The organism is Neisseria mucosa, from assembly GCF_013267835.1.
Lineage (GTDB): Bacteria > Pseudomonadota > Gammaproteobacteria > Burkholderiales > Neisseriaceae > Neisseria.
This window is the reverse complement of record NZ_CP053939.1, coordinates 1,276,137-1,300,759: the sequence shown is the minus strand read 5'-3', so window position 1 is coordinate 1,300,759 and position 24,623 is coordinate 1,276,137. Positions and strand designations below refer to the sequence as shown.

The window sequence follows — 24,623 nt, the reverse complement described above, 5'->3', positions numbered from 1 at the left end:
CAACAATATCAATTTATAAGAAGTATCAAAAATGACCGAACAAACGAATACAACAGGAAGTTCCGTTCAGCGTTGGGCTTTAACCCTCTCTTATGACGGAAGCCGTTTTTATGGTTGGCAAAAACAGGCCGGAGACCTGCCGACTGTTCAGACGGCCTTAGAGCAGGCATTAACTTCAATAGCAGGAGAGCGGATTAATACGATTGTTGCGGGAAGGACGGATACGGGCGTGCATGCGACAGCTCAGGTTGTACACTTTGATACATCTGTAAGCCGTCCGGAGCAAGCGTGGGTGCGTGGAGTCAATGCGCATTTGCCTGACGGTGTGGCTGTATTGCTTGCACAAAAAGTTGCACCGCATTTCAATGCCCGATTTGATGCTTATGGCCGGCATTACCGTTATTTACTGGAGTCATCTCCGGTTCGCTCTCCGTTGTTAGTCGGCAGGGTGGGGTGGACGCATTTGAAATTAGATTTAAATCTAATGAGGCAGGCTGCTGCCTTATTGGAGGGTGAACATGACTTTTCTAGCTTTCGAGCGGCCGAATGTCAGGCGAAATCCCCTATAAAGACACTATATAGTACAAAGATTAGTGGAACTTCTCGTTATCTGTGCCTTGATTTGCATGGGAATGCATTCTTACATCATATGGTACGCAATATTATGGGGGCATTAGTGTATGTGGGTAGCGGCAGAATCAGTGTAGATGAGTTTGAGTCGGTCTTTCACGCAAAAAGTAGATTGATGGCTCCGCCAACTTTTATGTCTGATGGCCTGTATTTAACCGGTGTTGACTATCCTGGTGAATTTGGCGTGACGCAACTATCTCTACCCGAGTGGATGAGTGTTCTGGGTAATGGTTTTCAGACGGCCTGACTGCGGACTGTTGGTATAAAAGCAACAAAATAGCGTGATTGATGTGTAAATTAATAAAGTGTTGTAAAAATGCACAATTGGTTTTAAAAGAAATTTATCATTGATTTTAAATAATAAATTTCCTTTTTTTAGGCTGTGTTTGCCTTTGCTGGGTTTCAAGGGTGGTGGGGGTGGATTGAATAAAGTTTGTTTTTTTAGAGAGGAGCAATTATAGTAACAGTCATGGAATCGCTGATTCCAGCGATAATGTAAGCCTAAGCGGATTGTCCGGTCTGCTTAAGTTATTTCTTCACAATAGAAAAGGAATACAGCAATGAAAAAATCTCTGATTGCTCTGACTTTGGCAGCTCTGCCTGTTGCAGCTATGGCTGATGTGACTCTGTACGGTCAAGTTAAAGCCGGCGTTGAAATTTCTAAAGTAAAAGAAGGTAAGACTACTTCTAAAACTGCTACTGAGATTGCTGACTATGGTTCTCGCATCGGCTTCAAAGGCCACGAACACTTGGGTAGCAACCTGAACGCTATTTGGCAAGTTGAACAAAACACTTCTATCGCCGGTGGTGATTCTGGTTTCGCGACCCGTGAATCTTTCTTGGGCTTGGAAGGCGGTTTCGGTAAAGTTCGTGCTGGTAAATTGGATACTTCTCTGAAAAACAGCAGCGACAGCTTCGACCCTTGGGAATCTAGTAATGCTAACGCAGACGCTCTGCAATTGGGTAAAATCAAACGTGTAGATACTCGTAAAGTATCTGTACGTTACGACACTCCTGTGTTTGGTGGTTTCAGCGCAAGCGTACAATACCAACCTCGCGACAATGCTAATCCTAGCGATAAATACGATCACGCTGTAAAAAGCCGTGAATCTTACGACTTGGGCTTGAACTACGAAAATTCTGGTTTCTTCGGTCGCTACGCTGGTTCTTATGCTAAACGTGCTGACTTGACTTCTGGTTACCTGGATGCATTCAACCACAACACTACTTTGGCTGCTGGTACTTACAAAGATCACCAAGCTCACCGTCTGACTGCTGGTTATGATGCTAACAACCTGATGGTTGCTGTTGTAGGTCAATACGAAGGCTTCAAAGCTGACGTAGCTGGTGCTAAGAAAAACGAACGTACTGAAGTTGGTGCAACTGCTGCTTACCGCTTCGGCAACGTGACTCCTCGTGTTTCTTACGCTCACGGCTTCAAAGTTAAAGAAGAAGGCGTGAAACAAAAGAACAGCGCTTACAACCAAGTTATCGTTGGTGCTGACTACGACTTCTCTAAACGCACTTCTGCCCTGTTGTCAGCTGGTTGGTTGAAAGAAGGCAAAGGCGACTATAAATACGAGAAAACTGCTGGTACTGTTGGCCTGCGTCACAAATTCTAATCTGACTTAAGATTAGTCTGAAAAAAGAGCCTGTGTTATACAGGCTCTTTTTGTTTGTACGGAAAGTATATTTTGTGTTGAAAGAATGGGGGACTAAAGTTTTTTAGATTATTTTCAGACGGCCTATTGAAATTAAAATCGAATCTTTGTATTCTGCTTTAATATATGCTGAATAGAATTTTGGGAATTGTTTTGAGTATTATTATAAATAAATTAATAATATAAGAAGATTTGTTGAATCGGGTTGATTTTCCTATGTTTCATGTCTACCGAAGATGGGATTGTTCAATATAGTTCTAAAGTATTATTAGCATATAGAATCTGGTTTTAAGATTTGTAATTTTGATTTTAATCAAATTATTGCTGATAGATGATTCATATAATATCAGTGTTTAGAGTATCGATATATCGGGAATAGCCATGTCCTGCCTTGAAGTAAAGTGTTTAAGTGGCATTTGGAAACGAATCCTTATGCTGTTCGCTGTATTTTTCATGATGATGGTAAGCCTGCCTGCTTACGCGGAACGCTTGCCTGATTTCTTGGCAAAAGTTCAGCCGTCTGAAATTTTCCCAGGTGCTGACCGCTACGGTAAGCCTGAAGGTAAGCCCTTGGTTGCTCGCGTGTACAAGGGCGAAGAGCAGCTTGGCTTGGTTTATATCACGACTGACGTGGTCAATACGCGCGGTTATTCGAGCAAACCGATCGATACGATGGTTGCCTTGGCCAATGATGGCACTATTGCCGGCGCGAAATTGGTTGAACACCATGAGCCGATTATGCTGATCGGTATCCCGCAATCCCGTGTCGATAAATTCATTTACAAATATATCGGCTTAAATTTTATTAAAAACCCGCCTCAACCAGGTGTTGCACCAGGGGATATTATTAGTGGCGCGACTGTAACCCTGATGGTTATCAATGACAGTATTCAGCGCTCTGTTAAAGCAGTAATCCATCAATATCATTTGGGTACAGATAAAGCGGTTCAAGCCGGTACGGCAGCTGCTTCCGGCGAACAGTCTGCCGAGCCTGCCGTTCAAACCCGTCCGCGTCGCGTTGCCAATCAAGATAAACAAGATATCCTGTCATGGAATGCGCTTTTGGAACAAAAAGCCGTCGGTCATTTGCATATTTCTATCGACGAAATCAATAAACTGTTTGAGAAAAGCGGTAAAGCGGGTGTGGCAGATCATGCAGAGCAGGGCGATGGTAACGATACATTTATTGATCTGTATGTTGCCTTGGTCAGCCAACCTTCCATCGGTAAAAGCCTTTTAGGTGAAGCCGGTTGGAACAACCTGCAAAAACGTTTGAAACCGGGCCAAGAAGCCGTGATGGTGGCCGGCGAGGGTCGCTATTCTTGGAAAGGTTCGGGTTATGTCCGCGGCGGTATCTTTGACCGTATTGAAATGATTCAAGGCGATACCAGCTTCCGCTTTACCGATGCGCAACATGAACGTGTAGTTGCTTTATCCGCCGAAGGTGCGCCTGCATTTAAAGAAGTTTCTTGGTTCACTATCCCCGAAGGTGTGGAATTTGATGGTGCTGAGCCATGGCGTTTGCAATTGATGATTCAACGCGTATTGAGCGTAAATGATAAGGCATTTGTAACTGCCGATTTGGATTATGAATTGCCAAAAGGCTACTACGTTGACGATCCTAAAGCACCGCCGGTTGAAATAAGCGCACCGGTTGAGCCGGTGGCTGCGGCAGCCTCTGCTCCTGAAGAAAGTACAGGTATTGCAGAGGATGCAACGGCTGAGGAGGGCGTATCCAACCAACTTTGGAAACAGGTTTGGAAAGCCAAACAAGGTCAAATCGTGGTTGTCGGTATTGCTTTGACAATTCTTCTGTTGGTATTCCTGTTCCAAGATTGGATTGTCCGTTACGAAAAATGGTATGACCGATTCCGTCTCTGTTTCCTGACCTTTACGCTGTTTTATATCGGCTGGTATGCTCAGGCACAATTATCGGTAGTGAATACTTTGACGTTGTTCTCAGCTGTTTTGACTGAGTTCCACTGGGAATTTTTCCTGATGGATCCGCTGGTATTCATTCTGTGGCTCTTTACGGCGGCGACCATGCTGTTGTGGAACCGCGGTACATTCTGTGGATGGCTGTGTCCTTTCGGTGCATTGCAAGAGTTAACCAACCGTATCGCCAAAAAATTGGGTCTGAAACAAATTACCGTGCCACACTTGTTGCATACCCGTCTGAGTGCGATTAAATATGTAATTTTCTTCGCCTTGTTGGCAATTTCCCTGTACGATTTGGGTACGGCTGAAAAATTTGCTGAAATTGAGCCTTTCAAAACTGCAATTATTTTGAAATTCATGCGTGAATGGTGGTTTGTTCTGTTCGCTGCCGCTTTGCTGATTGCAGGCTTGTTCATCGAACGTTTCTTCTGCCGTTATCTGTGTCCTTTGGGTGCAGGTATCGCATTGCCGGGTCGCTTCCGTGTGTTTGATTGGCTGCGCCGTTATAAAATGTGCGGTAATCCATGCCAGATTTGTACACACGAATGTCCAGTACAGGCAATCGCACCTGAAGGCGACATTCATCCGAACGAATGTATCCAATGTCTGCATTGTCAGGTAATGTATCATCACGATACGCGTTGTCCTCAAGTAGTGGCAACGAATAAGAAAAAACAAAAACAAGCGGCGGCAAAAGCTGATCAGCATGATGCGGCATCAACGCAAAATGCCCAAGAACAAGTCGTCCAGTTTGTTAAAAAAGAATCGGCAATCAGTGTCGACAAGTAGTAATTTATCAATAAAAAAGAGGGCTGTATCGGCAGCCCGACTTAGAAAGTTTTTCATCGGCAGGCCGTCTGAAAAATCGGCCGCCGGATTTTATCCAAGGAGTGTCGTATGTCAGACGAAAAATTAGAACAAAACGGCTTAAGCCGTCGTTCATTCTTAGGTACTGCCGCTGCTTCCGGTGCAGGTATTGCCGGTGCCGGTTTGTTGGGCTTGGCCGGTTGCTCTAACGGCGAGGGTGATAAAGCTGCTGCTTCCGGTGCTGCACCTGCCGAAAAAGCCGCTGCTCATTCTGCCGAGCCGGGTAAACAAACTTCCGAAGTCGGTCCGGGCGAGCTTGACCAATACTACGGTTTCTTGTCAGGCGGTCAATCAGGCGAAATGCGCTTGATCGGCGTACCTTCTATGCGTGAGTTGATGCGTATCCCTGTATTCAATATGGACAGCGCTACCGGTTGGGGGCGTACCAACGAGAGCCTGCGTATTTTGAATGAAAAAATTACGCCGGAAACCCGTAAATTCCTGCAAGACAGCGGTCTGCGCTGCTACCCTAACGGCGACTTGCACCACCCGCACTTGTCTTTTACCGATCAGACTTACGACGGTCGCTATGCATATGCCAACGATAAAGCAAACACCCGTGTTTGCCGTATCCGCTTGGATGTAATGAAAACCGATAAAATCATCGATATTCCTAATGCTTCAGGTATCCACGGTCTGCGTCCGCAACGTTATCCGAAAACCGGTTACGTTTTTGCCAACGGCGAGCATATCGTTCCTGTTGACGGCGTAGGCAAATGGGATGATCCTAAAACTTGGAATGCCGTTTATACAGCAATTGACGGCGAAACCATGGACATCGCATGGCAAGTATTGGTAGACGGTAACTTGGATAATGGCGATGCCGACTACCAAGGTAAATACTCTTTCTCTACCTGCTATAACTCTGAGCGCGCTCTGACTGTACAAGGTGCTTCTTCTAACGAGCAAGACTGGTGTGTGGTATTTAACCTGGCCGCCATCGAAGAAGGCATCAAAAAAGGCGACTTCAAAGAAGTTAACGGCGTGAAAATGTTGGACGGCCGTGCAGAAGCCAACTCTCCATATACTCGTTACATCCCGGTTCCTAACTCTCCTCACGGCTGTAATGCAAGCCCTGACGGCAAATACATCATGCTCAACGGTAAACTGTCTCCAACCGTTACCGTATTGGATGTCAGCAAACTGGATGACTTGTTTTCAGGCAAAATCAAAGAGCGCGATGTTGTCGTAGCCGAGCCTCAACTGGGTCTTGGCCCATTACACACTGCATTTGACGGTCGCGGCAATGCCTATACTACATTGTTTATCGACAGCCAAATGGTGAAATGGAACATCGATGACGCGATTAAAGCCTATAAAGGCGAGAAAATTGATCCGATTAAACAAAAACTCGACGTTCACTATCAACCTGGCCATAACCACACTACCATGGGCGAAACCAAAGAAGCCGACGGTAAATGGTTGGTATCTTTGAACAAGTTCTCTAAAGACCGCTTCTTGAATGCCGGTCCTTTGAAACCTGAGTGTGACCAATTGATCGACATCTCCGGCGACGAAATGCGTCTGGTGCATGACAATCCGACTTTTGCCGAACCGCACGACTTGTGCTTGGTTGCTGCGTCTAAAGTGAACCCAAGCAAAACTTGGGACCGCAAAGACCCATGGTTCTGGCAAGAAGCTCTGGAACAAGCTCAAAAAGACGGTGTTGAGCTGGAAAAAGCTGCCAAAGTCGTACGCGAAGGCAACAAAGTACGCGTGTATATGACTGCCGTTGCGCCTGCTTACAGCGTTCCTCAATTTGAAGTGAACCAAGGCGACGAAGTTACCGTATATGTAACCAACGTTGAGACCATTGAAGACTTGACTCACGGCTTTACTTTGGAAGGTTATGGCATTGCTATGGAGATTGGCCCGCAAGCTACATCTTCTGTAACCTTCAAGGCTGTCCGTCCAGGTGTACACTGGTACTACTGCCAATGGTTCTGCCACGCATTGCACATGGAAATGTCTGGCCAAATGATTGTTAAACCAAAATAATTTCGGTTTGATGATTTAATTCTTCAGGCCGTCTGAAAAAACATTCTTTCAGACGGCCTTTATAGCAAAGTTGTTTGTCGGCCGATATGTCCACAAAATGAAAGCCATCATCAGACAGCTTTGCTATAACACCAAAATACCTGTTTCCGCATCGGTTTATCATGCGGCAAGCAGGCCGTCTGAAACAGAGATATGATTATGACGCACACACAAATCCATCGTTCCAAATGGCAACGTGCCGCACTCGTATTGCTGCTTGGCAGCATGGTTCAGACGGCCTTTGCCGCAGTCATCAACGTATCCGCACAAGACAATCTCAATGATGCTTTGGCGCGCGCTCAAGCCGGCGATACGCTCAAGCTTGCCTCCGGTACATACAAAACCAAACTCTATATCAACAAACCCATTACCATCGAAGGCCCTGCCGACCGTTCCGCCAAGATTGTCGGCGACCGGAGCGGGAGGACGGTTGCCGTTCATGCTCCTGATGTAACTTTGCGCAATCTGACCGTTTCCCATTCCGGCATGAGTTTGCCGGCAATGGATGCCGGTATCTATTTAGAAGAGACGGCAACGCGCGCGCTGGTGGAGCATAACAACATCATCGACAACTCTGTCGGCGTGTATATTCACGGTGCGGCAGAATCCATGGTGCGGGAAAATAAAATCATCGGCGATGCAACCCTGCGCGTCAACGAACGTGGCAACGGCGTAACCGTCTGGAATGCGCCCGGTGCGCAAGTGGTCGATAACGATATTTCCAAAGGCCGTGACGGTATTTTTTCAAATACCAGCACTCATAATACCTACAAAGGCAACCGCTTTAGCGACTTGCGCTTTGCCGTCCATTATATGTACACCAATGACAGCGAAGTCAGCAACAATATCTCCGTCGGCAACAATATGGGTTATGTGCTGATGTTTTCTGAACGCCTGAAAGTGTATGGTAACATTGCCGTTGGCAGTCGCGACCAAGGCATTATGCTCAACTACGTCAATTATTCCGAAATTCACGATAATGTGATCAACAAGGCAGGCAAATGCGTGTTTGCCTACAATGCCAACTACGATAAAATCTTTGCCAATCATTTCGAGAACTGCCAAATCGGTATCCACTTCACCGCAGCCATCGAAGGCACAACCCTGTACGAAAATTCATTTATTAACAACGAAAGCCAGGTTAAATATGTCAGCACCCGCTTCCTCGATTGGGGCGAGGGTGGTCGCGGCAACTATTGGAGCGATAACAGCGCTTTTGACCTTGACGGCGATGGCTTCGGCGACAGTGCCTACCGTCCCAACGGGATTATCGACCAAATCATCTGGCGCGCACCCGTTGCCCGGTTATTGATGAACAGCCCTGCCATCAGCATTGTCAAATGGGCGCAATCGCAATTTCCCGCCATCCTGCCCGGCGGCGTAATTGACAGCAAGCCTTTGATGAACCCCGTCCGCAATAAAACGACAACCAAATACGAAGCCATGAAGGACGAATTGCTGCATGAAGCAAAAACGCACCAATCCGAATGGGGTAATGCCGAAAACGGTGCGCTGACAGGCGGAAATGCCAATATGTAACCTTTCAGACGGCCCAATATCAAAGGCCGTCTGAAACATTCACTAGAGGAATATCCATGAGCAGTACCAACCACGTTGAATTGAGAAACGTGACCAAGCAGTTTGGCAGCCAAAAGGCCGTCAACCAAGTCGATCTGGTTCTCAAGGCTGGCGAGAGCGTCGGCATGGCAGGACACAACGGTGCAGGCAAGTCCACCATTATGAAGCTGATACTCGGCCTGATTACGCCGACCGAGGGCGAAGTGATGCTTTTGGGAGAACCGACCGGCAGTAAAGCAGGGGCGCAGCGTCGCAGCCAAATCGGTTACCTGCCTGAAACGGTTGCATTGCACCCTTCATTGACCGGTATCGAAACCATGGATTTCTATGCCAAACTTAAAAAACAGCCCCTGAGTAAAAACCGTGAATTGCTCGAGCGTGTTGGCATTTCCCAGGCCGCACGCCGCCGTGTCGGCACTTACTCCAAAGGTATGCGCCAACGCCTCGCTTTGGCACAAGCCTTGTTGGGCGAACCTAAAGTCTTACTGTTTGACGAGCCGACTACTGGCCTTGACCCGGCTTCGCGTCAAATGTTTTACGAAGTTGTGCGCGAACTCAATGGGCGCGGCGCAACCGTATTGCTCAGCACCCACGCACTGGCCGAGCTTGACGGCCACGCCGACCGCATCATCGTCATGAAAAACGGCGTGAAAGTTGCCGACGGCAGCATGGATGAGTTGCATGTTCAAAGCGGCCTGCCGCTGACCGTCAACGTCCGCTTGAAAGAAGCGCGCCCGTTGAGCGAGCGTTGGCATCCGCTTTCAGACGGCCTGTCATACCAAGCGCAATGTAAAGCAGAAGAGCGCATGGCTCTTTTGAGCGAATTGGGTGATTTGGGCAGTCTTGCCTACATCGATATCCACACGCCTACACTTGACGATATGTACGCGCAATTCTTGAAGAGGGAAGACGTATGAACCCCGTTTGGATTATTACCGGCAAAGAAGTCCGCGACAGCCTGCGCAACCGTTGGGTTCTTGCTGCCGCACTTTTGCTTGCCGCATTGGCACTGTCATTAGGCTTTCTCGGTAGCTCGCCTACCGGTTCGGTCAAGGTTGATCCCTTGACGGTAACTGTAGTCAGCCTGTCCAGCCTGTCTATTTTCCTGATTCCGCTGATTGCAATGTTGCTCTCTTATGATGCACTGATTGGCGAAATCGAGCGCGGTACAATGGCGTTGCTGTTAAGTTACCCCATCTCGCGCAACCAAATCCTTGCCGGTAAATTTATCGGCCACCTCATCATCCTTGCCCTTGCTACCACGGCAGGTTACGGGTTGGCAGGTATTACCCTTCAGCTTGCCAACGGCGGTTTTGATATTGCCGCATGGCAGCCTTTCGCCCTTTTGATTGCTGCCAGCGTGATTCTTGGCGCAGCCTTTTTGTCCATGGGCTATTTGATCAGCGCAAAAGTTAAAGAACGTGGTACCGCCGCCGGTATCGCCATCGGCGTATGGCTGTTTTTTGTCGTTATTTTCGATATGGCGCTTTTGGGTGTTTTGGTTGCCGATACCGAACAAGTCATTACCGCGCCTATAGTGGAAACCGTTCTTTTGTTCAACCCCGCAGACATTTATCGCCTGCTGAACCTGACGGGTTACGAAAATACAGCCATGTATGCCGGCATGGCGGGTTTGAGCGAACAAATCAGCCTGAGTATGCCTGTTTTGCTGACGGCTCAGGTATTATGGGTTATCATTCCTTTGATTTTAGCCGCCTGGATTTTCGGAAAGCGACAAATATGAGAAAAATATTATTGACTACCTTCACACTCATCGCATTGGCAGCCTGCAGCAAGCAGGACAACAGCCCTCCGCCTGCGCCCCAACAAATCAGCGACAGTGCGGTCGGTCATTACTGCAGCATGAATTTAACTGAACACAACGGCCCTAAAGCGCAAATCTTCTTGAACGGCAAACCTGAAAAACCAGTTTGGTTTTCCACCATCAAGCAGATGTTCGGCTACACCAAGCTGCCTGAAGAGCCGAAAGGCATTCATGTCATCTATGTTACCGATATGGGTAAAGTCAAAGATTGGGAAAAACCCAATGCCGACACCGAATGGATAGATGCGAAAAAGGCCTATTACGTTATCGAAAGCAGCTTTATCGGCGGCATGGGGGCGGAAGATGCGCTTCCTTTTGCCGACAAGGCACAAGCTGAAAAATTCGCCAAAGAAAAAGGCGGCAGAGTTGTCGGTTTCGCAGAGATGCCCGACGAATATATTTTCAAATAAAACAATCAATAAAGGCCGTCTGAAACCATTTCAGACGGCCTTTGTGTTGAAGGCTGCCGATTGATATTTAATGATGCAGGCTTTCAATGTAAAAATAAAAAATCCAAGGAATACGCCATGTCCACCCCTTTAACGCGCCGCCGCTTCATTGCCATCGCCGCCACACTTGCCGCCGGTGCCGGCATTCCCTTTGTCATCAGCCGAAAAACCAATCAGCCGACTCATTCAGCCGGGCCGAATCAAGAAGGGCAGCCTGTTATCTGGAAAGGGATTGCATTAGGCTCGGGTGCGGAATTGCGTTTGTTCGGCGTTGAGCGCAGGCAGGCAGAGATACTGATCAACAAAGTATTGGCGGAAGTTTCACGATTGGAAAAAATCTTCAGCCTGTATCGGGACGACAGCCTGATCAGCCACTTAAACCGAGAAGGCCGTCTGAAAAATCCGCCATCCGATTTTTTGCAGCTGCTCAGTATCAGCCGGGATATTCATCGGCTGACGCAAGGTGCATTTGATCCCAGCATTCAGCCTTTGTGGAATCTGTATGCCGACCATTTCAGACGGAATCCGAAAACCGAAACGCCGCCGTCCGAACGCAGCATCAAAGATACGCTTAAATTGGTGGACTTCAATAAAGTCGATTTTGATACCAAAGAAATCCGTTTTGCCCAAAAAGGCATGGGCTTGTCGCTTAACGGCATTGCCCAAGGCTATATTACCGACAAAGTAGCCGAATTGTTGAAGCAGCAAGGCGTTTCTCAGGCATTGATTGATATGGGGGAGATTTACGGCTTTGATAATGCCAACCAGCGCGAGTGGAATGTCAGCATCCGCAATCCTGACCAAGAAGACCAAATTCTGACCACCATTGCCATGAAAAATCAAGCGTTTGCCACATCGGGCGGCTATGGCACGGTAATGGACGAGGCAGGCAAATTTACCCATCTGTTTGACCCGCGCACAGGCGGAAGCCAGCCGCGCTATAAAAGCATGAGCGTTATGGCGGAGAGTGCGGCGGTTGCCGATGCTTTTTCGACTGCATTTTCTATTATGGATGAAGCGGCCATCCGAGCAGCGGCCCAAGTCAAAAATGCACAGGTTTGGCTGGTAATGCCGAATAATGAATTGAAGAAGATTTGAGGTGGGAAAAAGAATGGTTTTGCCAGTTGGTTTGAATATATGAATAAGGGAAAGTCTAAGTTATTGAAACAATGGAGTATAAAAAAGAAGGGTTGTCCAAATAGACAACCCTGAAACTCTTGCAGCTGGGAGTAATTAGCAAGAGATTACGACACTTAAAACAAAAATTCACTCATTTCAAAGCACGAAGCTTTAATATCTAAGCAATACGGTATTTCGACCGCTCAAACCCCTTCGAAACGGAGAAACACAACATTATGGGAAAATCCGACAAAGTGGTTTAAAGCAATTAAGATGAGCGGTCTAAAAAGCAGATAACCGGATGTCTTTAGATAAACGGTATAATATCAGGATAAGCGGAACATTACCAGTGAATATTATAAAAAAGTAGAATAATTCATTTAGTGATTGATTATATTGAATAAAAACATAGATTTTTATTGAATATTTTTACAACAGTTGATTCGGTTTAATATAATAAATTATATAAGTGATTGTTATCAATAAAAAATAATTTTTTGACTTTGTGAGTGATGATAGAAAAAGGCCGTCTGAACGTTCAGACGGCCTTTTTTTAAAGAGAGATTTATTTGGTTGCAGAAGCAGTAGAGGCGGCTTCGGCTTGAGCACCTGCTGCTGCGTTTTCACCCCATGCCGCAGGGTATTTGTAACCAGCAAAGCGTTTTTGTGAGTAGGCTTTGAACTCGTCAGAGTTGTAGGCTTCGGTTACATCTTTCAACCATTGGCTGTCTTTGTCGGCAGTACGGACGGCAGACCAGTTAACGTAGGCGAAGCTTGGCTCTTGGAACAGGGCTTCGGTCAGTTTCATGCCGCTGCTCATGGCGTAGTTGCCGTTAACAATGGCAAAGTCAACGTCGGCACGGCTGCGCGGCAGTTGGGCGGCTTCAAGTTCTACGATTTGGATATTTTTAGGGTTTTCGGCAATATCTGCTTTAGATGCGGTCAGCGGATCAACGTCGGCTTTCAGTTTAATCCAGCCCAATTCGTTCAACATAACCAATGCACGGGCAAAGTTGGACGGGTCGTTAGGTGCAGAAACGCTGACGCCATCTTTCACTTCGTCCAAAGATTTCAATTTGCCAGGGTACAGGCCCAAAGGTGCGGTCGGTACTTGGAAGGCTTCAACGATGTCCAACTTGTGTTCTTTTTTGAAGTCGTCCAGATAAGGTTTGTGTTGGAAGATGTTGATGTCCAATTCGCCTTCAGCCAAAGCAAGGTTGGGGCGCACATAGTCGGTAAACTCAATCAGTTTGACTTTATAGCCTTTTTTCTCCAAAGCCGGTTGGATTTGGTCTTTTACCATATCGCCGAAGTCGCCGACGGTTGTACCGAAGACGATTTCTTTTTTCTCTGTGCCGTTGTCGGAAGAAGAAGCGGCAGAGGCAGCCGGCGCGCTGTCTTTTTGACCGCCGCAGGCAGCCAATACGATGGCCAGCGCAGCAGCAGAAAGGGTTTTGAAGAATGGGTTGATTCGCATAATTTTGCTCCAGATGGATGATAAAACGGTTTCAGACGGCCTCAAGCTGCCGCCGTCAAAAAAGAGGGATTGTAAATCTATTTTGGAAATATGAGGATGCTTTTTTGTAAACTTAATGGGAATATATGTCCTAAATAGAGAACAGGCCGTCTGAAAAATAGTAAGTTTATTTCAGACGGCCAGGTTTAATTAACGTTTGTCCAGTTTGCGTGCCAATCTGTTGCCGATGCCTTGAATCAGGATAACGAGTAAAACCAGGATGGCAACAATGAAGATGATGACTTCCATTTGATAGCGGTAGTAGCCGTAACGGATGGCAAGGTCGCCCAAGCCGCCACCGCCGATCATACCTGCCGCCGCGCTGTACGACAGAAGGCCAATAGCCAGTACGGTAATGCTGGAAACCATACCTGCGCGTGCTTCATTCAAAAGCACTTTGCAGATGATGCTCATGGGGGAGGCTCCCATTGCGGAGGCCGCTTCAATCACGCCTTTAGGCACTTCGCGCAGGTTTTGCTCGACCAGGCGGGCGAAGTAGAACAAGCCGGATACGCTCAATACCAATGAGGCGGCAACCGGGCCGATGGTTGTGCCGATGATGGCGCGTGTAACAGGAATCATGGCAATCATCAGGATGACGAAAGGGAAGGCACGCATCAGGTTGACCAGGTTATCCAAAAACAAATTCAGCTGTTTGTTGTAGTGCAACTGATGGCTAGACGTTACAAACAGCAATACGCCCAAAACCGTACCGAAGATAACGGCGAAAGTAGTCGATAGGCCGACCATAATAAAGGTTTCGCCCAAGGCTTGGATAATTTCGCCCTTCATGCTGACGATGGTCGCAACAGCACTTTCAAATGTTAAATCTGCCATATTAGTCCTCTCGAATCAGTTCTTGCCCGATTTCGGATTGGGCATGGATTTGGTTGCCGTGTACTTCAACGATTTCCAGCAGATGGCCTTTGTCCAAGAGGGCGGCACGGTCGCACAGGCGGCGGATAACGCTCATTTCGTGGGTAACGATGACGATGGTTACGTTGAAACGCCGGTTGATGTCTTCCAAACACTTCAAAACGCTGCGCGTAGTGGCAGGGTCGAGGGCGGAAGTGGGTTCGTCGGCAAGGATGACTTGAGGTTGCGGCGCCAGCGCGCGGGCAATGCCGACACGTTGTTTTTGACCGCCGGAAAGTTGGGACGGGTAATGGTTGGCACGGTCTTGCAAATCAACGATTTCCAAACATTCTTCAACACGCGCTTGGATTTTTTTAGACGGCCATTTGGCAATTTCTAAAGGAAAGGCGACGTTTTCGGCAACGGTACGGTTGCTCAACAGGTTGAACTGTTGGAATACCATGCCGATGTTTTGTCGGGCGTGGCGCAGTTGCGTGGCGTTGAGCGCGGTCAGCTCTTGGCCGCATACGCTGACGGTACCTGTATCCGGACGTTCCAATAAGTTAATCAGGCGCAGCAGGGTGGATTTGCCTGCGCCGGAATAGCCCATCAGGCCAAAGATTTCCCCCTGTTTAATTTCGAGGCTGGTCGGCTCGACGGCGACAAAGTCTTTGTTGTCGCGTGTTTGATAGTGTTTGGAGACGTGATCCAGAATAATCATGGTTTATCCGTGTTTTCTTTAATTCGTGTGGCCATCAGGGTGTGCAGACGGCGGTTGTCGGCGCGTGCGACGGTAAATTGCAGGTTGCCGATGATGACTTTTTCGCCGCGTACGGGCAGGTGCCCCAATTCTTGAATGACCAGGCCGCCGATGGTGTCGGCTTCTTCGCTGCTGTATTCCGTACCGAAAAAGGCGTTGATGTCTTCGATTTCGGTTGCGGCGTGGATGCGCCAGCGTTCGGAAGAAACGGCGTGGATATTGTCGGCACTGTCGTCTTCGTCAAACTCGTCTTCGATGTCGCCGACGATTTGCTCGATGATGTCTTCAAAGGTTACCAGGCCGGATGTGCCGCCGTATTCATCAATGACAATCGCCATGTGGTTGCGTTGTTCGCGGAATTCTTTTAAAAGGGAGGCCAGTGATTTGCCTTCGGGAACGAAAACGGCAGGGCGCAAGACGGATTTAAGGTGGAACTGCTCGGGGTTGAACATATATTTGAGCAGGTCTTTGGCGTGCAAAATGCCCAAAACTTCGTCTTTGTCTTCGCCGATGACGGGGAAACGCGAATGGGCGGTTTCGATGATGTAGGCCGTGATGCGCTCGATGCTGTCGTTTTCTTTCAATACGTTCATGCGGCTGCGCGTAATCATGGCATCACGCACTTCCAGTTCGGCAAAGTCCAATACTTTTTCCAGCCGGGTCAGTGTGTCGGCATCAAAAACTTCCTGTTCGTGCGCTTGGCGCAACAGGGTCAATACGTCTTCGGCGGAGTCTGGCTCGCCGGCAAGTCGGGAGATCAGGCGTTCGAAAAACTTGGGTTTCGACTGCGTACCGTCCATTTTAATATTCGTCCTCTTGGTAGGGGTTGGGGAAACCTGCCGCCAGCATCAGGCGGATTTCTTCGGCTTCCATTATTTCGGCTTCATCGTCTTCGATGTGGTCGTAGCCCATCAGGTGTAAAGTGCCGTGTATGGTCAGGTGGGCAAAATGCTGCTCGGGTGTTTTGCCTTGTTCGCTGGCTTCTTTCAAAACCACTTGCGGACAAATCACCAAATCGCCATACAGGCCGTCTGAAAACTGGTCGGGCAGGATTTCGCCTTCGTTGAGCGCGAAACTCAATACATTGGTGGCGTAATCTTTGCCGCGGTAGTCGCGGTTGTAGGCGCGGGCTTCTTCTTCGTCCAGAAGAATCAGGCTGATGTCTGCGCGGCGGTATTCGTTTTTCAAGGCAGACCATGCCCAGCGGTAAAAATTACGTTCGCTCGGAAGGTCAACGGCGGAAGAGGCGTTTTCAAAGTTCAGATGAAAACGTTGCCGCTGTAAGGATAAAAAAGGATATTTTTTGGCGCGTTTCATGTTGTCCGGAAAATTTGGTTTTTAGGTGTAAATATAACATATTCACCCCCATGCCGTCTGAAAAACCGCCCAAAATATGATAGACTTCATGCCGTTTTCCATCTTTCAGGCAACCATTATGAACCCGAAAAAACTCGTTATCGCCAGTCGCGAAAGCCTGCTTGCCATGTGGCAGGCAAAACACATCCAAGGCCGTCTGAAAGCCCTGTATCCCGATTGCGAAGTCGAGATTTTGGGCATGACCACGCGCGGCGACCAGATTTTGGATAGAACTTTGTCAAAGGTCGGCGGTAAAGGCTTGTTTGTCAAAGAGTTGGAACAGGCTTTGTATGACGGCCGGGCTGATTTGGCCGTGCATTCGATTAAAGACGTACCGATGGATTTGCCTGAAGGTTTCGCGCTTGCAGCCATTGGCGAACGCGCCAATCCGTTTGACGCGTTTGTGTCCAACCAATACGCGCGTTTGGAAGAAATGCCCAAAGGCGCCGTCGTCGGCACATCCAGCCTGCGCCGCGAAGCCCAGTTGCGCGCGCGCTATCCGCATTTGGTCATCAAACCTTTGCGCGGCAATGTGCAAACCCGGTTGTCCAAACTCGATAACGGCGAATACGACGCGATTATCTTGGCCGCCGCCGGTTTGCAGCGTCTGGAATTGGACGAACGCATCCGCATGATTTTGTCGGAATCCGACAGCCTGCCTGCCGCCGGACAAGGCGCATTGGGTATCGAAATTGCAGCGCATCGCGAAGATTTGTACGAAGTCTTGAAGCCGCTGAACCACGATACCACACACGCCTGCGTGACGGCCGAACGCGCATTGGCGCGTGCTTTGGGCGGAAGCTGCCAAGTGCCGCTGGCCGCATATTGCACTGAAGAAAACGGCTTGCTGACCTTGCGCGGCTTGGTCGGCCATCCCGACGGCTCGGTAATCTTGCAGGCGGACGCGCAAGCACCTGCCGAATACGCCGATGCCTTGGGTCGCGCTGTCGCCAAGAAACTGGCAGATGATGGTGCGGAAGAATTGATCGCCGCCGTATTGCAAGAACAAGCTTAAAACAGCATAGATCATTTAAAAGGCCGTCTGAAACTTTCAGACGGCCTTTGTTTGGTTGATGCTTAAGGATTCATAATCCGCGCAACCAAAGCTTTTTCTTTGCCCTGCATATTGGGGATTTTGACCTGAATGCCGTTGCCTGGGGCAACATCGACAGGCTGGCCTTTGCGGGTCATTTGTTCCAATTTGATGGTTTGGTTGCCGCTCGGGTGGATGATTTCGAGTGAATCGCCGACTGCAAAGCGGTTTTTAACTTCGATGGTCGCCCAGCCGTTTTCATCGATTTCGGTAACGTGGCCGACATATTGGCTTTGTTTGGCGATGGAGTGGCCGGTCAGGTAGTTTTGGTAATCCTGAGTTTGGTGGCGCTCGAGGAAGCCGCTGGTGTAGCCGCGGTTGGCAAGGCCTTCGAGTTCGCTCAACAGGCTGTAATCAAACGGACGGCCTGCAACGGCATCGTCAATCGCTTTGCGGTAGGACTGGGCCACGCGTGCAACATAATAGAGCGATTTGGTACGGCCTTCGACTTTGAGGCTGTCCACGCCGATTTTGGCCAGTTTCTCAACCACTTCGATGCCGCGAAGGTCTTTGGAGTTCATGATGTAGGTGCCGTGTTCGTCTTCCATAATCGGCATCATTTCGCCCGGGCGGTTGGACTCTTCAATCAGGAAAACTTTGTCGGCGTAGGGATGGCGTTTTTGACCGTTGATGCCTTCGAAGTTTTGGTTGGCTTCTTCTTGGGCTTTTTCAAAGTTGAAACCTTGCAGAAGCTGGGCATCGCCCGCGTCGCTTTCGACGGCGTTGTGGACCTTGTAGTCCCAACGGCAAGAGTTGGTGCAGGTGCCTTGGTTGGGGTCGCGGTGGTTGAAGTAGCCGGAGAGCAGACAGCGGCCGGAGTAGGCGATACACAATGCGCCGTGAATGAAGACTTCGAGTTCGATGTCGGGGCATTCTTGGCGGATTTCGGCGATTTCTTCCATGCTCAATTCACGCGACAGAATAATGCGTTCGACACCGATGTTTTGCCAGAATTTCACGCCCCAGTAGTTGGTGGTGTTTGCCTGAACGGACAGGTGAATCGGCATTTCCGGCCATTTTTCGCGCACGGTCATGATCAAACCCGGATCCGCCATAATCAGCGCGTCGGGTTTCATGGCAATCAAGGGTTCCATATCGGAAACGAAGGTTTTGAGCTTGGAGTTGTGCGGCAGCGTGTTGACGGTCAGGAAGAATTTTTTGTTGCGCTCGTGCGCTTCTTTAATGCCTTGCTCGAGAACGTCGAGTTTGGCAAATTCGTTGTTGCGGGCGCGCAGGGAGTAACGCGGGCTGCCAGCGTAAACGGCATCTGCGCCGTAATCGTAGGCGGCACGCATGCGTTCGAGGCCGCCTGCCGGTAATAAGAGTTCGGGTGCTTTCATGTTTTATGCTTTTTAAAATGTTTTCAGACGGCCTTTAAGGGAAGAGAGAAGGCCGTCTGAAAGATGTTTGAAGAATGGGCGGATTATCCGCTGTTTTTGCGTTTCGGTCAATTTTGTCTCGGGTTTGCGCTTTGTTTTTTATACGGAAAATGTCCTAGATGGGCAAAGGCGAAAAGGGGCTGCAATTCATTGGAAATGTAAAAAAAGCAGGGTTGGGCGGAATAATTTAACAAAAAACCGTTCAAGCAATGTATTTTCTTGTAAAATATCAAGCTTCATTTTAAAAAATATTCGGATTAGTTACCGATTTTGACCGACGGAAGATTTATGGATTTTCGTTTTGATATTATTTATGAATACCGCTGGATGTTTTTATACGGTGTGTTGACGACCCTGGGACTGACGGTGGTTGCAACGGCAGGCGGCTCGGTTTTGGGTTTGCTGCTGGCATTGGCGCGTTTGATCAATCCGGAAAAAGCCGGTGCACCGATGCGTGCTTTGGCTTGGGTATTGCGTAAGATTTCTTTTTGGTATGTGACGCTGTTCCGCGGTACGCCATTGTTTGTACAAATTGTGATTTGGGCTTATGTTTGGTTCCCATTTTTCGTTCACCCGGCCGACGGTGTGCTGATTAGCGGCGAAGCAGCTGTTGATCTGCGCCGTTCTTATGGCGCGCTAATTGCCGGCTCTTTGGCTTTGGTTGCGAACTCGGGTGCGTATATTTGTGAAATTTTCCGTGCCGGTATTCAATCAATTGATAAAGGCCAAATGGAAGCTGCACGTTCTTTGGGTCTGACCTATACTCAGGCAATGCGTTATGTGATTTTGCCTCAAGCGTTGCGCCGTATGTTGCCGCCACTGGCCAGTGAATTTATTACTTTGTTGAAAGACAGCTCATTGTTGTCCGTCATCGGCGTGGCTGAGTTGGCTTATGTACAAAGCACGATTACCGGCCGCTATTCTGTCTATGAAGAACCGCTTTATACGATTGCGCTGATTTATTTGGTGCTGACAAGCGTTTTGGGTTGGGTATTCCTGCGATTGGAAAGCCGTTACAATCCGCAACACCGTTAATCGGTTTGAATCAAAAAAGGAAGACTTTTTCAAGTCTTCCTTTTTTATTTGCCGTCAATGTTTCAGACAGACTTGAATCAGAATGCTTCGCCGACTTTGACACCGCCTGCGATGTCTTTGGGCGTTGCCAGTTTGGCGGTCGCCTGTTGGGCGGCTTGGAATGCTTCGGTTGCCATGATGTCGGCAGCTTCTTGTACGGTCAATGTGTTGGCCATGTATTGCCAACGTGCGGCCAAGTCGGCGTTTGCCGGCGAGTGAAAACCGTCTCGCAATTCATCGACCAAGTCCGGACGGTTGCACACCAGTACAATATCGCAGCCTGCTTCAAAAGAAAGTCGCGCGCGTTCTTTAATACCGCCGACACCGCATGCGCCTTCCATGGTCAGGTCGTCTGAAAAGATAACGCCGTTAAATCCGATTTCTTGGCGCAGGATTTGTTTCAGCCATTTTTCGGAGAAGCCGGCAGGTTGGCTGTCAATTTGCGGGTATACAACGTGGGCAGGCATGACTGCGGCCATGCCTGCCTGGCTCAGTGCGCGGAAGGGGATAAGGTCGGCGGCTTCGAGCGCTTCGCGGCTGCGTTCGTCGCAAGGCAGAACGTGATGGCTGTCACCTTCGACAAAGCCGTGGCCGGGGAAGTGTTTACCGCAAGATTTCATGCCGCCTTTGTTCAGGCCTTTTTGTAAGGCAAGGGCAAGCTGGGTCACGATGTTGGCGTCGCGGTGGAAACTGCGGTTGCCGATAACGGCGCATTGACCCCAGTCCAAATCCAATACAGGCGTGAAGGATAGGTCGATACCGCAGGCGGAGAGTTCGGTTGCCAAAACCCAGCCGACTTGTTCTGCTTGGGCGCAGGCGGCTTCTTGGCCTTCGTTGTCCCAAATTTCGCCCAATACGTTCATGGCCGGCAGGCGGGTGAAGCCGTCAATAAAACGTTGAACCCGTCCGCCTTCGTGGTCGACGGCGATGATGAGTTCAGGGGTGCGGACGGCTTTGATTTCTTGAACCAAAGCTTTGAGCTGGGAGACGTTTTCAAAGTTGCGGCGGAACAAAATAACGCCACCGACGGCAGGGTCGAGCAGACGTTGTTTTTCTTCTTCGGTCAGATGGTAGGCGGCGACGTCGGCCATGACGGGGCCGCGTGGAAGATGGGGCGTATTCATTGTTTTGTCCTGAATAATGGATATATGGGTAATTGCAATATTCAGACGGCCTGAGTGTTTCGGAATATCTCAGGCCGTCTGAATATTGGTTTTGAATTAGGCAGTTGCTTTGTTCTTGTCTTTTAAGATGAAAATCAACACAACCATCACGATACCGGTTACCACAAAACCTAAAGGCGCAGAGCCGGTCATGCCTAAAATCAGGTAGCCGATAGCGGCAGAGGCGGCAACGGTCAGTGCGTAAGGGAATTGCGAGGTAACGTGGTCGATGTGGTTACAGTGTGCGCCGGTAGAAGAGAGGATGGTGGTGTCGGAAATCGGCGAGCAGTGGTCGCCAAATACGGCACCGGCCATGACGGCGGACATGCAGGGGATAATCAGCGCTGGTTCGACTTTGACAGCCATGGCGGCGGCAATCGGCAACATGATGCCGAATGTACCCCAGCTTGTACCGGTAGCGAAGGCCATCACGCCTGCGAGCAGAAATAAAATCACGGGCAGGAAGCCTGCGTGGATATTGCCTGCCACCAAGGTAGAGAGGTATTCGCCGGTGTGCATTTCGCTGACAACGGTGCTGATGATCCATGCCAAAATCAAGATGATAATGGCACCGCGCATAGAGATGATGCCCTGCCAAACGGCTTTGGGGTAATCACTGGTTTTGATGGTGCCGATGGTACAGAGGATGACGGCCAATACGCCGCAAGTGCCGCCGAACACGAGGGAAGTGTTCACATCGGTATTTTCAAATGCGCTGAGCAAAGAGAAGGTTTCAGAAGCTTGCGCACCTGTGTAAATCATGGCGGAAACCGTGGCGGCGATCAGTACCAAAACCGGTACAATCAGCGCGAATACGTGGCCGTTGGGATGGCCGGTGTCAACGGTTTCATCATGAATTTCGTTTAAAGCGGCGCGTTCCAAGCGAGCCATTGAGCCGATATCGAAAGAGAACCAGGCAACGACAAACACCATAATCAATGCGAAGACGGCATAGTAATTCATCAGGCTCATGGCCACGAATGCGCCCATCGGTGTGTAGCCTGTGATGTTGTACGTTACCAAAAGGCCGGCCAAAGTAGCAATAATCGATGCGCCCCAGCTGGATACCGGCATCAAAACGCACATCGGTGCGGCAGTGGAGTCCAGGATGTAAGCCAGTTTGGCACGGGAAACTTTGAATTTGTCGGTTACAGGGCGGGCAATCGCGCCGACGGCAAGACTGTGGAAATAGTCATCAATAAAGGTAACGAATACCAGGCAGGCAGTCAGCAGCTTCGCACCGCGGCGGCCTTTGATGTGCTGTTTTGCCCAATCGGCAAATGCTTGGTTACTGCCGGAATGCGTCAGCAGGGAAGTGAAAATCCCCAAAAGCACTAAGAAGAGCAGGATTTTGGGTTTGCCCAAAGACCAATCGCCGTCCGCCCAAGTCAGGCTGACGGCCATGTCTTTCAAGTGAACCAAGGCATCAAGCGGATTACCGCCTACCAGCAGGAATGAGCCGACGATAATGCCGACACCCAAGGACAGCAATACACGGCGTGTGGCAATGGCCAAGGCGAGCGCAATGGCTGCCGGGACGATGGATAAAATAGAATTTGAATAATTAATAAGTTGCATAATTATATTGTATATAAGCGGTAAAATATTTTCAGATGGCCTAAGTTGGAAGACGGATAACAAAATACCCACCGCCTCTGACAGATGGGTATTTTATCATCTAACATATCATCATGCCGTCTGAAAAATCGGACTACTGTAGATTTAGCGCGAGGAACAAAGTATTGCCTTCGCGTTGTACCAAAAGCGGTACGTTTTTGCCTGAGCTTTCCAATGCGCTACGGAAAGTGGATTCGTCATTGACGCTGATTTGGCTGACGGCAATGATTTCGTCGCCGCGTTTGAGGCCGGCACGTTCGGCCGCACCGCTAACGCGCAGAACGATCAAGCGTTGTTTGCCGTCTGCGTTTTCAACCTGCAAAGTCAGGCCTGCGTTTTCAACGGTAAATCCGTCATGGCCGCCATCGTGTTGCGGGTGTTCGGTCTCTTTGGCCGATGTTTCCGTTTGCTCGGCTGCACTGCCAAGTTTGACTTTGACATCGGTTTGTTTGCCACCGCGCCAAATGCTCAAAGTCACTTCTTTACCCGGCATAATCGAGCCGACCATGACCGGCAAATCGCTGGAGGCGCGGACTTCTTCTCCGTTTACGCTGCGGACAATATCGCCGACTTGCAAACCGGCTTGTTGCGCTGCGCTGTTCGGCATGATTTTGGCAATCAGCGCGCCGCTTGCTTTGTCCAAACCGAAAGATTTGGCCAAATCATAAGAAACTTCTTGAATAACCACGCCTAATTGACCGCGTTGGACTTTGCCGTTGGCTTTCAATTGATCGGCCACATTCATGGCAACATCAATCGGAATAGCAAACGAAATGCCCATGAAACCGCCGCTGCGGCTGTAAATTTGCGAGTTGATGCCGACTACTTGGCCGCGGAGGTTGAATAACGGGCCACCAGAGTTGCCTGGGTTGATGGCAACGTCGGTTTGGATGAACGGCGTGTAGTTTTCATTCGGCAGGCTGCGACCTTTGGCGGAGACGATGCCTGAAGTTACGCTGTTGTCAAAGCCGAAAGGCGCGCCGATGGCTGCTACCCATTCACCCGGTTTCAAATCTTTCGGATTACCGATTTTGACAACCGGCAAATCTTCTTGCGGCTCGATTTTCAAGAGGGCAACGTCGGATTGGGCGTCTGAGCCGACCAGTTTGGCCGTGTATTCGCGTTTGTCGTTGAGCAGGACTTTAATGTTGCCCATGCCGGCAACCACGTGGGTATTGGTCAGGATATAACCGTCTTTGCTGATAATAAAGCCGGAACCGAAATTCAAAGCGTCGCTTTCGGTATCTTCTTGCGGCATGTCGGGCATATTGGGAACAAGGCGCTTGAAGAACTCGTAAAATGGATCGTTGTCGGGGAATTGGCTCAGGTCCATGCTGTGGTCGTCATCCGGTGTCGCAGTGCGTTTTGCCGGTGTCGCTTGAATATTGACGACGGCCTGTCCTTCGTTTTGCACCAGTTGGGCGAAGTCGGGCAACAACATGCCGACTTTTCCGTCATCGGTATTGGTTTCTATGCGTTGGACGAGTTCTTTGTTTTCGTCTTTGCCAAAAAAGGTGCTGACTTTGTCGCAACCTGAAAGAAGGGAAGCTGAGAGGACAGCGAGGGCCAGATATGTGTTTGTTTTAATATTCACGAAAGTTCCTTTTGCCGGTGCCTATCGTATTGTCGGCATGCGTTTGAGCCGGCAGGCAGTTTTATTGTTTGAATGCTGTTTAAATGTATAAGGTAGGATTTTTACACTTTAA

20 protein-coding genes are annotated in these 24,623 nt (G+C 49.1%); 11 read left to right on the top strand and 9 right to left on the bottom strand.

Going from position 1 to position 24,623, the window contains the following annotated elements:
• The first annotated feature begins 31 nt into the window (after nt 1–31).
• The 9 genes from truA (at nt 32) to FOC66_RS06025 (ending at nt 12,083) form a co-directional block, all read left to right on the top strand.
• Nucleotides 32–877 carry a tRNA pseudouridine(38-40) synthase TruA gene (gene truA / locus FOC66_RS06065; RefSeq protein WP_003748619.1) on the top strand — a complete coding sequence of 282 codons (846 nt, stop codon included), beginning with the start codon at nt 32–34 and terminating at the stop codon, nt 875–877.
• Between the two features lie 313 nt (nt 878–1,190).
• Nucleotides 1,191–2,252, top strand: a complete 1,062-nt coding sequence (gene porB / locus FOC66_RS06060) for a trimeric porin PorB (protein WP_003748616.1) — start codon at nt 1,191–1,193, stop codon at nt 2,250–2,252.
• Nucleotides 2,253–2,723: 471 nt separating this feature from the next.
• Nucleotides 2,724–5,018: a NosR/NirI family protein gene (locus tag FOC66_RS06055; protein WP_003748614.1), complete on the top strand. Its 2,295-nt coding sequence runs from the start codon at nt 2,724–2,726 to the stop codon at nt 5,016–5,018.
• A 108-nt stretch (nt 5,019–5,126) separates the two neighbouring features.
• Nucleotides 5,127–7,094, top strand: coding sequence for a TAT-dependent nitrous-oxide reductase (gene nosZ / locus FOC66_RS06050; RefSeq protein WP_003748612.1), 1,968 nt, complete (start codon nt 5,127–5,129; stop codon nt 7,092–7,094).
• A 198-nt stretch (nt 7,095–7,292) separates the two neighbouring features.
• A complete protein-coding gene (locus FOC66_RS06045; RefSeq protein ID WP_003748611.1) occupies nt 7,293–8,672 on the top strand; it encodes a nitrous oxide reductase family maturation protein NosD in 1,380 nt (459 codons plus the stop codon).
• A gap of 56 nt (nt 8,673–8,728) precedes the next feature.
• Complete coding sequence (locus FOC66_RS06040) at nt 8,729–9,628, top strand: ABC transporter ATP-binding protein (RefSeq protein WP_003748608.1); 900 nt, start codon at nt 8,729–8,731, stop codon at nt 9,626–9,628.
• Nucleotides 9,625–10,455 carry an ABC transporter permease gene (locus FOC66_RS06035; protein ID WP_003748606.1) on the top strand — a complete coding sequence of 277 codons (831 nt, stop codon included), beginning with the start codon at nt 9,625–9,627 and terminating at the stop codon, nt 10,453–10,455. The genes FOC66_RS06040 and FOC66_RS06035 overlap by 4 nt, the downstream gene beginning before the upstream one ends.
• Nucleotides 10,452–10,946 carry a nitrous oxide reductase accessory protein NosL gene (locus FOC66_RS06030; RefSeq protein WP_003748604.1) on the top strand — a complete coding sequence of 165 codons (495 nt, stop codon included), beginning with the start codon at nt 10,452–10,454 and terminating at the stop codon, nt 10,944–10,946. Before FOC66_RS06035 ends, FOC66_RS06030 begins: the two co-directional genes overlap by 4 nt.
• Nucleotides 10,947–11,063: 117 nt before the next feature.
• Nucleotides 11,064–12,083 (top strand): FAD:protein FMN transferase, encoded by a 1,020-nt coding sequence (locus FOC66_RS06025; RefSeq protein WP_003748603.1) that lies wholly within the window; start codon nt 11,064–11,066, stop codon nt 12,081–12,083.
• A 586-nt stretch (nt 12,084–12,669) separates the two neighbouring features.
• On the opposite strand, the gene FOC66_RS06020 is transcribed toward FOC66_RS06025, so the two are convergent.
• The 5 genes from FOC66_RS06020 to ybeY all read right to left on the bottom strand — a co-directional run bounded on the left by FOC66_RS06020 (nt 12,670) and on the right by ybeY (nt 16,552).
• Nucleotides 12,670–13,581, bottom strand: a complete 912-nt coding sequence (locus tag FOC66_RS06020) for a MetQ/NlpA family ABC transporter substrate-binding protein (protein WP_003748601.1) — start codon at nt 13,579–13,581, stop codon at nt 12,670–12,672.
• 189 nt (nt 13,582–13,770) lie between these two features.
• Nucleotides 13,771–14,457: a methionine ABC transporter permease gene (locus tag FOC66_RS06015; protein WP_003748598.1), complete on the bottom strand. Its 687-nt coding sequence runs from the start codon at nt 14,455–14,457 to the stop codon at nt 13,771–13,773.
• A 1-nt stretch (nt 14,458) separates the two neighbouring features.
• Entirely contained in the window at nt 14,459–15,196 is a 738-nt protein-coding gene (locus FOC66_RS06010) for a methionine ABC transporter ATP-binding protein (RefSeq protein ID WP_003748596.1), read from the bottom strand.
• Nucleotides 15,193–16,035 (bottom strand): HlyC/CorC family transporter, encoded by an 843-nt coding sequence (locus tag FOC66_RS06005; RefSeq protein ID WP_003748594.1) that lies wholly within the window; start codon nt 16,033–16,035, stop codon nt 15,193–15,195. Before FOC66_RS06005 ends, FOC66_RS06010 begins: the two co-directional genes overlap by 4 nt.
• 1 nt (nt 16,036) lies before the next feature.
• Nucleotides 16,037–16,552, bottom strand: coding sequence for an rRNA maturation RNase YbeY (gene ybeY, locus FOC66_RS06000; RefSeq protein WP_003748592.1), 516 nt, complete (start codon nt 16,550–16,552; stop codon nt 16,037–16,039).
• A 118-nt stretch (nt 16,553–16,670) separates the two neighbouring features.
• Here ybeY and hemC point away from each other — a divergent pair, with 118 nt between their 5' ends.
• Nucleotides 16,671–17,606 carry a hydroxymethylbilane synthase gene (hemC, locus tag FOC66_RS05995; RefSeq protein ID WP_107810756.1) on the top strand — a complete coding sequence of 312 codons (936 nt, stop codon included), beginning with the start codon at nt 16,671–16,673 and terminating at the stop codon, nt 17,604–17,606.
• A 62-nt stretch (nt 17,607–17,668) separates the two neighbouring features.
• Here the strand turns inward: hemC and yegQ are convergent, their stop codons facing one another.
• Complete coding sequence (gene yegQ / locus FOC66_RS05990) at nt 17,669–19,024, bottom strand: tRNA 5-hydroxyuridine modification protein YegQ (RefSeq protein ID WP_003748589.1); 1,356 nt, start codon at nt 19,022–19,024, stop codon at nt 17,669–17,671.
• 327 nt (nt 19,025–19,351) lie between these two features.
• Between yegQ and FOC66_RS05985 the strand changes: the two genes are divergently transcribed.
• A complete protein-coding gene (locus FOC66_RS05985) occupies nt 19,352–20,098 on the top strand; it encodes an amino acid ABC transporter permease (protein ID WP_003748587.1) in 747 nt (248 codons plus the stop codon).
• Between the two features lie 77 nt (nt 20,099–20,175).
• On the opposite strand, the gene nagZ is transcribed toward FOC66_RS05985, so the two are convergent.
• The 3 genes from nagZ to FOC66_RS05970 form a co-directional block, all read right to left on the bottom strand.
• Nucleotides 20,176–21,261, bottom strand: a complete 1,086-nt coding sequence (gene nagZ, locus FOC66_RS05980; RefSeq protein ID WP_003748585.1) for a beta-N-acetylhexosaminidase — start codon at nt 21,259–21,261, stop codon at nt 20,176–20,178.
• Between the two features lie 96 nt (nt 21,262–21,357).
• On the bottom strand, nt 21,358–22,878 hold the full coding sequence (locus FOC66_RS05975; RefSeq protein WP_003748583.1) for a Na+/H+ antiporter NhaC family protein: 1,521 nt from the start codon (nt 22,876–22,878) through the stop codon (nt 21,358–21,360).
• 133 nt (nt 22,879–23,011) lie between these two features.
• The gene (locus tag FOC66_RS05970; RefSeq protein ID WP_003748581.1) at nt 23,012–24,511 is read right to left on the bottom strand and encodes a DegQ family serine endoprotease; all 1,500 of its coding nucleotides are present in this window, start codon (nt 24,509–24,511) and stop codon (nt 23,012–23,014) included.
• Between the last annotated feature and the right edge of the window lie 112 nt (nt 24,512–24,623).